This is a genomic window from Cupriavidus sp. JZ107, from assembly GCF_053903255.1.
In genome coordinates this window covers 882,523-894,634 of the sequence record NZ_CP096480.1, presented here as the reverse complement: position 1 = coordinate 894,634, position 12,112 = coordinate 882,523, and the positions used below count along the sequence as shown (strand labels likewise).

The following is a 12,112-nucleotide window of genomic DNA, read 5'->3' as shown; positions in this document are numbered from 1 at the left end:
CATCACGTGCCTGGCGGCGATCGCCTTGATGGCGAGCGCCGCGGCACACGCCGCCTACCCTGAACGCCCGATCAAGCTGATCGTGCCCTTTCCGCCCGGTCAGGCGACCGACATCTTTGCGCGGGCGCTCGGCGAGCGGCTCGGCAAGCAGCTTGGGCAGTCGGTGGTGGTGGAGAACCGTGCCGGGGCCGGCAGCAATATCGGCATGGAACTGGCCGCTCGCGCCGCGCCCGATGGCTATACGCTGGTGATGGCCGGCAGTGCGATGGCGATCAACCAGACGCTCTATGCGTCGATCGGCTACGATCCGCGCCGCGATTTCCAGGCGATCTCGGGCGTGTTCTCGGTGCCGCTGGTGTTCCTGTCGACGCCGGCGTCCGGCATCACGTCGCTGCGCGATCTGGTCGGCAAGGCCAAGGCGGCGCCGGGCAAGCTCAGCTACGCGAGCGCCGGCATCGGCGGCACGCAGCATCTGTCGGCCGAGATGCTGAAGGCGCGCGCCGGCATCTTCATGGTCCATATCCCGTACAAGGGCAGCGGCCCGGCGCAGGCGGACTTCCTGGGCAATCAGATTCCGGTGATGGTCGACTCGATCACCGCCGCCCTGCCGCTGATCCAGTCGAAGAAGGCCGTGCCGCTGGCCGTGACCGCGGGCAAGCGCGTGCCGCAGCTGCCGAATGTGCCGACGGTGCAGGAGCAAGGCGTGCCCGACTTCGAGGCACTGGGATGGGCGGTGCTGATGGCGCCGGCCGGCACGCCGCCGGCCATCGTGTCGCAACTCAACGCGGAAACGGTGAAGGCGCTGCAATCGCCGGAGCTGCAGAAGTTCATCGTCGACCGCGGCTCGGAGCCGATGCCGATGTCGCCGGAGCAGACCGCGCGGTTTGTCGACAGCGAGATCCGCAAATGGTCGACGGTGGTCGAGCGTTCGGGGGCGAAGGTCGACTGAGTCTGCCCGTCGCCACTACGAACGCGGAGCCGGCGACCGCCGAAGCCACCGAGTCCCCGCCTTCGCGGGGACGACGGTGAACCGTCGGCGCCGTACCCCCGTTACGCTCAGGCCGCGGTCAGAAAATCGACGACCGCCTGCGTGAAGCGCTCCACTTGCTGCAGGTTCGACAAGTGGGCCGCTTCCAGCTCGACATAGGACGCGCCCGGAATCGTCTCGGCCATGTAGCGGCCATCGGCCGGCGGCGTCGGAATATCGCCCGAGCCGGCGATCACCAGCGTCGGCACCGCGATCCGATGGATCTCGGCGCGCAGGTCGTTGTCGCGAATCGCGCGGCAATTGGCGGCATAGCCCGCCGCGTCCGTCGCGCTCAGCATCGCGCGCAACTGCTGCACCAGTTCCGGATGCGCGGCGGCGAAGTCCGGAGTCAGCCACCGGTCGACGACCGCGGCCGCGATCGAGCCCACGCCATCGCGCTCGACCGCCGCGGCGCGGTTGGTCCAGTTCTCCGGCGGGCCGATGTAGGCAGCGGTATTGCACAGCACCAGCCTGTCGAGCCGCGACCCGTGATTCAGGCCCAGCCACATGCCGGTGATGCCGCCCATCGACAGTCCACAGAAATGCGCGCGCTCGATCCGCAGCGTATCGAGCAGCGCGATCACGTCGCCACCGAGCTGGGCGACGGTATAGGGACCGGCCGGCACCGACGAGCCGCCGTGGCCGCGCGTGTCGTAGCGCAGCACGCGGAAATGCTGCGTGAAGGCCGCGATCTGCGGCTGCCACATATCGAAGTTGGTGCCCAGCGAATTGGACAGCACGAGCACCGGCAGGCTCGGGTTGCCATCGAGCTGGTAGTGGAGGCGGACGTCGGAAAGGTCGGCGAAGGGCATGGCGGAAGCGGTTCTCAGCGGTTGACGGCGGTACTCAGCGATCCTCGTCGGTACCGGGCAGTACTCGGCAGTACTCGGGACGAGGATCCATCGATGCCCCGCGCGGCGCGGCATGCGCCCGCGCGGAGCGGCCCAGGCATCAGTTCTGCGCGATCGCGGAACCGTGCTGCGCCAGCGGCGTGACCTTCATCTCCATGAACGGATACAGCGGCAGCGAGGTCAGCAGCGTGTGCAGCTCGTCGTTGTCCTTGACGTCGAAGATGCTGACGTTGGCGTACTGGCCCACCACGCGCCACAGGTGGCGCCACTTGCCTTCGCGCTGCAGCTGCTGCGACAGCGCCTTCTCGTCGGCCTTGAGCTTCTCCACAGCTTGCGGGTCGGCAGATTGGGGAATGCGGACGGTCATTTCAACCATGAACAGCATGGCGATCTCCTTGTTGTAGCAGTACGGTCAATGGGGTAAGCGAGGTCATACCGTGGCGATCGGCGTCACGGGAGAGCCCATCGCGCCGGGCAGGCGCAACGGCGGCGCGGTCAGGAAAAAGCGCGAGCGCCGCTCGTCGCGCAGGCAGGCGGCAAGCTCGCGCAGATACCACAGCTCGCCCAGCGGCAGGCCGAGCTTGAACAGGCAGTGATGATGCAGCGGCAGCATCGGCACCGCCCGCTGCCCCGGCTCCGGCGGCCGTGCCGGGAAGCGTTCGACCGCGTAGTTGTCGGCGGCCAGCGCGGCGATGCCCGCCTCCGTGATCCATTGCAGCAGCCGCTCGTCGCGGCCGTCGAGCGCGCAGCAGCTGTGATGCAGCGCATGCGCATCGGGCCTGCCGCCCATCTCCAGCACCATCTCGGCGAAGCCGGTGCGCAGCACCAGGATATCGCCGGTCTCGACGGCGACCCGATCGGCGTCCATCACGCGCATCAGGTCGTCGTAGCCGACGGTGCGGAACTCGCGGCCGAAGTGCTCGGCCAGATCGACCAGCACGCCGCGGCCCTGCACGCCATGTACGGCCAGTGTCTCGATGCCGAGCGCGTCGGCGTGGCTGTGGTCATGTCCGCACGGATGCGCGGCGAAATCGTCGGCCTCGGCATAGTCCACCGGTCCGACAATCTCGGCGTTGGGCCGGAAGCCGTTGTAGTAGACGCGTTCGGCCACACCGTCGCCGTCGGCATCGAACAGCGCGCCGACATGGGCCAGCGAATCCCATTGCGTCGAATACTGCAGGGACAGCAGCACCTGGTCGTCGCTGAGCACGTCGAGCGCATTGGCCTCGACCTTGGCCAGCGGGAAATTGACGTAGGGAATGTCGTCGCGATAGGTGGGCCGAAGCACCGGCGGATGCCGGCGCACGTTCAGCGCATTGCCGCCCGGCAGATCGAGTGGCAGCGACAGGCAGAACGTGCGGCCGCTGCGAATCTCCTGCGCGGCGGCGCGGACCTTGTCCGCGGTGATCAGATTCAGACGGCCGAGCTGGTCGTCCGGGCCGAAATCGCCCCAGTTGGAGCCTTCCGGTCGTTGTTTCCATCGCATCGGGGATAACCTCCGGCACGGACGCGCCGCGGTGCCAGCCTGAATGCACCGGCCCGCGCGGTCCGATCGATCGGGATGTCAGAGACAGCAGACGCCGTCGAGATAGGCCTTGCGCCAGCGCGTGATCCGCACTTCGGCGAACAGGCCGGCCTTGTGGAACGGATCGGCCTCGATCAGCGCCTGCGCGGCCTCGCGGGTATCGACATCGACGATATAGACACCGCCGCCCGCATCGCTGCCATCGTCGTTCAGCTTGGCGCCGCAGGCGAGCAGCAGCGACTTGTTGGCTTCGAGAAAGTCCAGATGCGCCGGCCGCTGGGCCTTGCGCACGTGCTGGTGGTCGGGCTTGTCGAACGTCTCGATGATGTACGGCATGGTGTCTCCTGTGTTGTTGTCGGGAAAGCGTTGATCGATGATCAACCGGGGATCGTCAGATCTGCGCGCCCCACGCCAGCATGGCGACGATGTAGATCAGGCCGACCCAGAACATCATGATCACGGTGTAGCCCATCACGTCCTTGAGCTTCAGCTTCGACAGCGCCAGCGCCGGCAGAATCCAGAACGGCTGCACCAGGTCGTTCCAGGCGTTGCCGAGCATCACCGACATCGAGGTCTGCGCGACCGAACTGCCGATGGCCTTGGCCGCATCGATCATGAACGGACCCTGGATCACCCAGTGACCGCCGCCAGACGGCGCGAAGAAGTTGATGAAGAACGAGCTGACCAGGCCCCAGAACGGCAGCGTCTGCGGCGTCGCGATATCGACGAACACGCGCGAGATCGTGTCGACCAGGCCCGATCCGGCCATCACCGCCATGATGCCGGCATAGAACGGATACTGCAGGATGATGCCCGAAATCGTCTTGATGCCCTCGTTCAGCTTGGCCACGTAGTTGGCCGGCGTGCCGAGCAGCAGCACGCCGATGAACAGGATCAGGAAGTTGATCAGGTTCAGATCGAGCGTGCCGCCCTGCGTGAAATAGAGCCCCGCATACGCCAGACCGCAGACACCGATCACCAGGCTCAGCAGCCGGCTGTTGTTCATCCGCGTGGCCAGCGTGTTCTCCAGCCCCATGCTGTGGCCGCCGGCCGCGCCGCCCTGCTCCGCGCGCGTTTCCGCTTCGGCGTGGATCTCGGTGACGTCCTTGGGATCGCGCGGGTGCAGCATCGCGTTAAGGAGCGGCAGCGTGATGATGACCGCCAGGCTGGTCAGCAGCATCGGCGTCGAGAAGATCGTGTCCTTCAGCGCGATCACGCCCATCAGCTTTTCCATCGGGTGGCCCGGCGTGGAAATCAGCACGGGAATGCTGGCCGACAGGCCGAGGCCATACAGCGTGAAGCCGCTATACGCCGCCGCGATGATCAGCGGGTAGTGGACGCCCTTGACCTTCAGCGCCAGCTTGCGCGCGACGATGCCACCAATCACCAGCCCGAAGCCCCAGTTCAGATAGCTGCCGATGCCACCGACCAGCGTGGCGACGATCACCGCGCCGCGCGGCGTGGCCACGCGTTCGACGATGCGGTCGAGGAAGCGGTCGATCAGCGGCGCGGTAGCCAGCACGTACCCCATCGCCAGGATCACAGCCATCTGCGTGGTGAACGCCAGCAGATTCCAGAAGCCCTTGCCCCATTCCAGGATGACGGCGGGCGCGGCCTGTCCTTGCACCAGCATGGCCATCACCATGCTCAGCAGCGTCAATCCGATGGCGAAAACGAAGGGGTCCGGCAAATACCGGCGCATCAGTTCAGTAAAGAACCCGGCGACCTTGCTCAAGATCTGTCTCCCAAAAACATGCCGAAAGGCATCTTGAATTGCCGCATTTCGAACTAACGTTCTACATACGAACACGTTGGCTATAGGGAGGCGATCGTAGAGGCGTGTTTGCGCAAGGTCAAGTCAATGAATGGGCTTATTAAATCGGATTCCGCAATAACCGAGCCCGCGCAGAATCCGCCGCGCCATTGCTGCGATGCAGAATAAAACCGCGGTGACCGGGGCCCCGGCCATGCCAGTTTGAGAGCCCACCCTTGCCGCGCTGCAGCAGCCGGACCACGAAACGGTCCGTTGCGGTCTATCGCAACCCCAGCATGCGTTCGATATCGAGCATCAGCGCCCGCAACTGCGGCCCGGCCTGCTTCTCGATCGCCCCGAAGCTGCCCTGTCCGACCGGCACGCCGCAGTTCAGCACGAACAGCTGCGAGCCGACCGGCTGGCACATCGGTACCGCGAAGCCGTAGACCTCGGGCCGCCATTCGGCGCGGTTCGAGCAGTACCCTTGCCGCTCCAGATCGCGGCGAGCGTCCGCCAGCCGCGGCTGGGCGTTGGCGAACGCTTTCGGATCCTGCAGCCGCAGCTGGTTGAGCACCGCATCGCGTTCGTTCGCCGGCGCGCGGCACAGCCAGGCGCGGCCGATGGCGGTGGTCAGCATCGGCAGCGCGGCGCCGATCTCCGGCGTCACGATCAGGCTGTCTGTCGAGCGCGCGGTCTCGACATAGATCATCTGCGTGCGGTCGCGGATGCCCAGCGACACGGCGCCGCACAGCCGGTCGGCCAGCGCCTTCATCATTGGCCGCGCCAGCTGGCGCAGATGCATGCTGGCCAACAGCGGATAACCCATCGACAGCACCGCCGCACCGAGCCGGTATTTGCGCAGCACGGTGTCGTGGCGCAGATAGCCCAACGCCGTCAGCGTATGCGTCAGCCGGGCCACGGTCGTCTTCGACAGCCCGGTACGCTCGGCGAAATCGCGATTGCCGAGCATCGCGTCGCCGCTATCGAAGGCCAGCAGGATGTCGATGCCGTTGGCCAGCGTGGCCGCGTACTGGCGGTCCTTGTCGGCCGGCTCCTTCGTGCGCGAAAGGGATTGCGGCACGGACTGCGCCGCGCTGGTACGCGAACCGAGGCGCGAACCGAGACCGCTCATCGGCTCTTCCTCAGCGCGGCCTCGATCCTGGCGACCATCCGCAGAAGGCGTGGCCCCATCTGCCGCTCGAGCTTGCGCGGCGTCATCCGCGCGCCCAGCACGCCGCAGTTGAACACCATGACCTCGCCATCGATACGCGTCGGCAGCGGCGCCGCCACGGCATGGATGTCGCTCTGCCATTCGCCGCGGGACGTGCAGAAGCCGAACTCGGCCATCTCTTGCCGTGCGTGTTCGAGCGCAGGCGCCTGTCGACGGAATTCCGCCGGATCGGCCTTGCGCAGCGCCGCCAGCACCGGCCCGCTTTCCTGCTGCGACGCATGGCACAGCCAGGCCCGGCCAATCGCGGTGGGCAGCATCGGCAGCGTCGCGCCGATATCGGGCCGGAACGCCATCGCATCGTGACCGCGGCTCGTCTCGACATAGACCATCTGCGCGCGGTCGCGCAGGCCCAGCGACACGGAGCCATCGATCTCGTCGGCCAGCTGCTTCATCAGCGGCCGCGCCAACTGGCGGATGCGTAGCGTGGCCAGCAGCGGATACCCCAGCGCCAGCGTGGTCGAGCCCAGCCGATAGCGGCGCAGCTGTGCGTCGTAGCGCAGCAGGCCGCGTGCGGCCAGCGTGTAGGTCAGCCGGCTGACCGTCGCCGGCGACAGGCCGGTGCGCTCGGCCAGTTCCTTGTTGCTGAGCACGCTGTCGCCGATGCCGAAGCACTGCAGCAGCGACAGGCCGTGCGCGAGCGTGGTGGCGAAGGCTGGATCGGGATGATGCGGGCGTGGGGCCATCGGGGGGGCGTTCGGAGATGGGTTCGATCAGTGGCGGCGCGCCGCGCGCATCGCCTCGCTGGACCCGATCATAGCGCGCCAGGCCGCCCTCGCGGTACCGGCCCGTTCAAGATAGCGAAACAACGATCCACTATTTCGGCCTGCATTGCTACGCTGCCTTCCACTCCGATGCCGGACCGCGGGCATGTCCTGCGATCCACCGCCAACCGCAACAGGAAGCCATAGCGATGATCCGAGACCCCGACACCTATCCCGCATTTCTGGCGCAACTGCGCCGCTTCGTGCAGCAGCGACTGGTGCCGCGCGAAGCCGAGGTCGCATCGCGCGACGAGGTGCCGGCCGACCTGGTCATGGAGATGGCCGACATCGGGCTGTTCGGCTTTTCGATCCCGGAGTCCTATGGCGGCGCTGGCATGACGACCGAAGAGCTGGTGCTGGCCGCCATCGAACTGTCGCAGTGCTCGGTGGCCTTCCGCGCGCGGGTCGGGACCAATACCGGCATCGGCTCGGAAGCGCTGGTCGCCGACGGTACGCCCGAACAGAAGCAGCGCTATCTGCCACGCCTGGCCAGCGGCGAGATCACCGGCTCGTTCGCGCTGACCGAGCCCGAGGCCGGATCGGATGCGACGGCACTGACCACGTCGGCGCGCCGCGACGGCGACCACTATCTGATCAACGGCACCAAGTGCTTCATCACCAATGCACCGATCGCCGGGCTCTTCACAGTGATGGCGCGCACCGATCCCGATACCACCGGCGCCTCCGGCATCTCGGCCTTCCTCGTCGAGCGCGACACGCCGGGCCTGAGCACCGGGCCGGCCTACCGCAAGATGGGCCAGGAAGGCTCGCCTGTGTCCGAGGTGCATTTCGACGATTGCCGCGTGCCAGCCGCCAACCTGATCGGCGGTGTCGAAGGCCAGGGTTTCCGTACGGCGATGAAGGTGCTGAACAAGCAGCGCATCCATCTGTCGGCGCTGTGCATCGGCCCGGCCATTCGCATGCTCGACGATGCGATCCGCTTCGTCAGCACGCGCAAGCAGTTCGGCGAACCGCTGTCGAGCTTCCAGCTGGTGCAGGCGATGATCGCCGACTGCCAGACCGAGATCCATGCGGCTCGCGCGCTGGTGCTGGAGACGGCGCGCCAGCGCGACCGCGGCGAGGACGTGACGATGCAGGCTTCGATCTGCAAGTACTTCGCCTCGGAGATGTGCGGACGCGTCGCCGACCGCTGCGTGCAGATGTTCGGCGGCTACGGCTATATCGCCGACTACGGCATCGAGCGCTTCTATCGCGACGTGCGGCTGTTCCGCCTGTACGAGGGCACCAGCCAGATCCACCAGCTCAATATCGCCAAGCGCACGCTGGCGCAGGCCGGCGCCTGACCTTCGCGCCGCAGCCGATAAAACACTACAGGAGACATCATGTTCAAGACCCTTGTCGCCACGATGGCGCTGGCGATCGGCACCGCCGCGCTCTCCGGCGCTGCCCGCGCCGAAGCGCCCTACCCCGGCAAGCCGATCCGGCTGGTGGTGCCGTTTGCACCGGGCGGCTCGTCCGACATCCTGGCGCGCCTGCTCGCCGATCGGCTGAAGGCTGAACTGGGCCAGGTGGTAGTGGTCGAGAACAAGCCCGGCGCGGGCGGCAATATCGCCGGCGAGAGCGTCGCGCGCGCCGCGCCCGACGGCTACACGCTGCTGCTGGCCGCGGCCGGGCCGACCGTGATCAATCCGAGCCTGTACAGCAAGATGCCGTTCGATCCGGCCCGCGATCTCGCGCCGGTCACGGTGCTGGCGCGCGAGCACAACCTGATGGCGGTCAAGGCGCAACTGCCCGTGCGCAATCTGTCGGAGTTCCTCGCCTATGCGCGCAGCCATCCGGGCAAGCTGTCGTTCGGCTCGCCCGGCAACGGCACCGTCGCGCATCTGGGCGGCGAGCTGCTGAACCGGACCGCCGGGCTGAACATGCAGCACGTTCCCTACAAGGGCAGCGGCCCGGCCGTCGCCGACCTGATGGCCGGCCATATCGACCTGATGATCGACAACATGCCGGCGCTGCTGGCCCAGGTGCAGGGCGGCAAGCTGCGGCCGATCGCGGTCGCCAGCGACAAGCGCGCCGCGGCGCTGCCCGACGTGCCGACCTTCGAAGAGGCCGGCGTCAAGGGCTATCTGGTCACCGCCTGGAAGGGCCTGATGGCGCCGGCCGGCACGCCCAAGCCCGTCATCGCGAAGCTGCACGAGGCCTGCGCCCGCATCCTGGCCACGCCGGAGATGCGCAAGCGGGTGATCGAGCTCGGCGCGGAACCGGTCGGCAACACCCCCGAAGCGTTCGCGGCGCAGATCCGCAGCGAGACGGCGTGGTGGGCCGCGCAGGTCAAGGCGACCGGCACACGGCTCGATTGACGCCGATTGACGGCAACATCGCTGACAACGACCGAACATGCATGACGCCGCCCGCCCTGCGACACCACGCAACTGGCCGCGTTGCGCGGCCAGGGCGTCATCCAGCGGGGACCGCCCGCAGCGCGGGGCGTTGCGCCTGCGGCCCCATTGGCCATTGCGGAATTACATGCCGCTGTAAGAACGACGCGCCCGCATCGGCGGCATCGACCGCAAGCGGTGCGCGCCGTCGAACTCACAGCGTGCCGCCGCCGGACAGCCAATACGGCTCGCGCTCGTAGTACTGGTGCAGCTGCGTACCCCACTGCGGGTCCGCCATGCGCGGCCATTGGTCCTTGTTGAAGCCGGGCGCCGACTTGATGCGATCGGCCGTGATGCCGAGGCGGAAGCATTTCTGGTCGGTATCCATGACCAGCGCATTCCACGGAATCGCGTGCAGCGTATCGCCGATGCCCAGAAAGCCGCCGGTGGTCAGCACGGCATAGGCAATGCGGCCGCGCGGTACATCCAGCATGATTTCGCTGATTTCGCCGACATGCTCGCCGTCGGACGAATAGACCTTGGTGTCCTCGAGGCTGGATGCCGCCATCACTTCCGGGCCGGGGCCTTCGCCGACGCCCGATCCTACGATGCTGGCACCGCCCTGATTCGTGCCGGGTTGCGAGGGGTTCATCGCCATCTCCTTGATCGTGGTACGCGGAAACCGGTGTTTCGCAACGACCATGCCATCCCGGTTCAAACCGTCTGTCCCGACGGGGGCGCCGGCTTTCATCATTCTTTCGCAATCGCCCGCTAAGGTCCTGCCTTTCCCTTCCCCACCCCCCAAAAGGCAAGAGGCAGGACATGACCCGATCCCCCTACCCCCGTCGACGTTTCCTGATCCACACCGGCGCACTGGGCCTTGGCACCAGCCTCGGCCTGACCGCCTGCGGTTCCGACGACTCGCCCGAGGCGCCGGCGGTCATCGTGCCCGACAGCGAACGCCCCAAGCTGCCTTATGGCATCCAGATCGGCGATGTGGGCGGCGGACGCGCGGTGGTCTGGGCGCGCGCCGACCGGCCGGCGCAACTGCGCGTGGAGTACGACACCACCGACAGCTTCCGCAATCCGCGCAAGGTGCTCGGGCCCACCGTCAGCGCGGCATCCGATTTCACCGGCCGCGTGGAACTGACCGATCTGCCGGCCGGCGAATCGATCTTCCTGCGCGTGGCCTACGACAGCATCGACAATCCGCGCGCGACCGGCGTGGTGGTGCCAGGCCAGTTCCGCACGATTCCGCGTACCGACGCCAACCGCCCGGTGCGCTTCGTCTGGGGCGGTGACGTCGCCGGCCAGGGCTGGGGCATCAACACCGAATTCGGCGGCATGAGGATCTTCGAGGCGATGCGCCGCCGCGAGCCGGACTTCTTCCTGCACAGCGGCGACACGATCTACGCCGATGGCCCGATCCTGGCCGAAGCCACCGCGGAGAACGGCCGCGTCTGGAAGAACCTGGTGACGCCGGAGGTCTCCAAGGTCGCCGAGACGCTGGACGAATACCGCGGCCGCTACCGCTACAACCTGATGGACGAGAACGTGCGGCGCTTCTCCGCCGAGGTGCCGCAGATCTGGCAATGGGACGACCACGAGGTGACCAACAACTGGTCGCCGACCAAGGACCTGAGCGCCGATGCGCGCTACACCGAGAAGAACATCGCCACGCTGGTGGCCCGCGCCACGCAGGCCTTCCGTGAATACGCGCCGATGCGCATGGGCAATACCGCGGCCGAGCAGACGCTCTATCGCAAGGTCTCGTACGGCCCGCTGCTGGACGTGTTCGTGCTCGACATGCGCACGTATCGCGGCGGCAATACGGCCAACCTGCAGACCACCGAGAACGGCGACACGGTGTTCCTCGGCAACGAGCAGCTCGAATGGCTCGTCAATGGTGTGAAGCAGTCGCAGGCCACCTGGAAGATCATCGCCGCCGACATGCCGATCGGGCTGTGGGTGCCGGACGGCAAGGACGCGGCGGGCAACGCGCGCTGGGAGGCAATCGCCAACGGCAACGACGGCGCCGCCATGGGACGCGAGCTGGAAACCGCGCGCCTGCTGCGCGCGATCAAGGGCGTGCCCAATGTGGTGTGGCTGACCGCCGATGTGCACTATTGCGCCGCGCACTACTACGATCCGTCCAAGGCGCAGTTCACCGACTTCTCGCCGTTCTGGGAATTCGTCGCCGGCCCGCTGAACGCGGGCACCTTCGGGCCCAACCAGCTCGACGCCACCTTCGGTCCGCAGCTGGTGTTCCAGAAGGCGCCGCCTGCCGGCCAGGCCAACCTGTCGCCCTACTCGGGGTTCCAGTTCTTCGGCGAGGTCAATATCGATCCGTCGACGAAAGCGCTGACGGTGGACCTGCGCGACCTGGATGGGGTCAGCGTATTCAGCAAGACGTTGCCGGTGGCTTGACGTTGCGGGCGCTGGCGGACCGCCGACACTGATTGTTGCCGGCGGTATTCTCCCTCTCGCCCTCAGGGGGAGAGGGTTGGGGAGAGGGAGGTGGTTTTTCGAGCGTTGGCCGCATGACGAACGCCGCTTGCCCTCTCCTCCGCCCCTCCCTCCCGCAAGCGGGAGAGCGGCGAACACCTCGCGCGCCTGCACGTGTTG

At 67.1% G+C, this 12,112-nt stretch carries 12 protein-coding genes; 4 read left to right on the top strand and 8 right to left on the bottom strand.

Annotation, left to right across the window (positions count from 1 at the left end):
• Positions 1-28: 28 nt before the first annotated feature.
• Positions 29-949 carry a tripartite tricarboxylate transporter substrate binding protein gene (locus M1D55_RS03830; RefSeq protein ID WP_456281294.1) on the top strand — a complete coding sequence of 307 codons (921 nt, stop codon included), beginning with the start codon at positions 29-31 and terminating at the stop codon, positions 947-949.
• 107 nt (positions 950-1,056) lie between these two features.
• Here the strand turns inward: M1D55_RS03830 and pcaD are convergent, their stop codons facing one another.
• From pcaD to M1D55_RS03795, 7 genes are all read right to left on the bottom strand, one after another.
• Positions 1,057-1,839 (bottom strand): 3-oxoadipate enol-lactonase, encoded by a 783-nt coding sequence (gene pcaD / locus M1D55_RS03825; protein WP_456281164.1) that lies wholly within the window; start codon positions 1,837-1,839, stop codon positions 1,057-1,059.
• A gap of 139 nt (positions 1,840-1,978) precedes the next feature.
• The gene (gene catC / locus M1D55_RS03820) at positions 1,979-2,263 is read right to left on the bottom strand and encodes a muconolactone Delta-isomerase (protein ID WP_006576472.1); all 285 of its coding nucleotides are present in this window, start codon (positions 2,261-2,263) and stop codon (positions 1,979-1,981) included.
• A 45-nt stretch (positions 2,264-2,308) separates the two neighbouring features.
• Positions 2,309-3,364, bottom strand: a complete 1,056-nt coding sequence (locus M1D55_RS03815; RefSeq protein WP_456281163.1) for a cyclase family protein — start codon at positions 3,362-3,364, stop codon at positions 2,309-2,311.
• Positions 3,365-3,442: 78 nt separating this feature from the next.
• The gene (locus M1D55_RS03810; RefSeq protein ID WP_456281162.1) at positions 3,443-3,739 is read right to left on the bottom strand and encodes a YciI family protein; all 297 of its coding nucleotides are present in this window, start codon (positions 3,737-3,739) and stop codon (positions 3,443-3,445) included.
• Positions 3,740-3,794: 55 nt separating this feature from the next.
• Positions 3,795-5,138, bottom strand: coding sequence for a short-chain fatty acid transporter (locus tag M1D55_RS03805; RefSeq protein ID WP_456281161.1), 1,344 nt, complete (start codon positions 5,136-5,138; stop codon positions 3,795-3,797).
• 298 nt (positions 5,139-5,436) lie between these two features.
• A complete protein-coding gene (locus tag M1D55_RS03800) occupies positions 5,437-6,288 on the bottom strand; it encodes an IclR family transcriptional regulator (protein ID WP_456281160.1) in 852 nt (283 codons plus the stop codon).
• Positions 6,285-7,070 carry an IclR family transcriptional regulator gene (locus tag M1D55_RS03795; RefSeq protein WP_456281159.1) on the bottom strand — a complete coding sequence of 262 codons (786 nt, stop codon included), beginning with the start codon at positions 7,068-7,070 and terminating at the stop codon, positions 6,285-6,287. Before M1D55_RS03795 ends, M1D55_RS03800 begins: the two co-directional genes overlap by 4 nt.
• 227 nt (positions 7,071-7,297) lie before the next feature.
• On the opposite strand from M1D55_RS03795, the gene M1D55_RS03790 reads away from it, so the two are divergent.
• Both M1D55_RS03790 and M1D55_RS03785 read left to right on the top strand, forming a co-directional pair.
• Positions 7,298-8,452, top strand: a complete 1,155-nt coding sequence (locus tag M1D55_RS03790; protein WP_456281158.1) for an acyl-CoA dehydrogenase family protein — start codon at positions 7,298-7,300, stop codon at positions 8,450-8,452.
• A 39-nt stretch (positions 8,453-8,491) separates the two neighbouring features.
• On the top strand, positions 8,492-9,469 hold the full coding sequence (locus tag M1D55_RS03785) for a Bug family tripartite tricarboxylate transporter substrate binding protein (RefSeq protein ID WP_456281157.1): 978 nt from the start codon (positions 8,492-8,494) through the stop codon (positions 9,467-9,469).
• A gap of 232 nt (positions 9,470-9,701) precedes the next feature.
• On the opposite strand, the gene M1D55_RS03780 is transcribed toward M1D55_RS03785, so the two are convergent.
• A complete protein-coding gene (locus M1D55_RS03780) occupies positions 9,702-10,139 on the bottom strand; it encodes a PRC-barrel domain-containing protein (protein ID WP_043439357.1) in 438 nt (145 codons plus the stop codon).
• A gap of 170 nt (positions 10,140-10,309) precedes the next feature.
• Here M1D55_RS03780 and M1D55_RS03775 point away from each other — a divergent pair, with 170 nt between their 5' ends.
• The gene (locus tag M1D55_RS03775) at positions 10,310-11,914 is read left to right on the top strand and encodes an alkaline phosphatase D family protein (RefSeq protein ID WP_456281156.1); all 1,605 of its coding nucleotides are present in this window, start codon (positions 10,310-10,312) and stop codon (positions 11,912-11,914) included.
• Positions 11,915-12,112 lie beyond the last annotated feature (198 nt).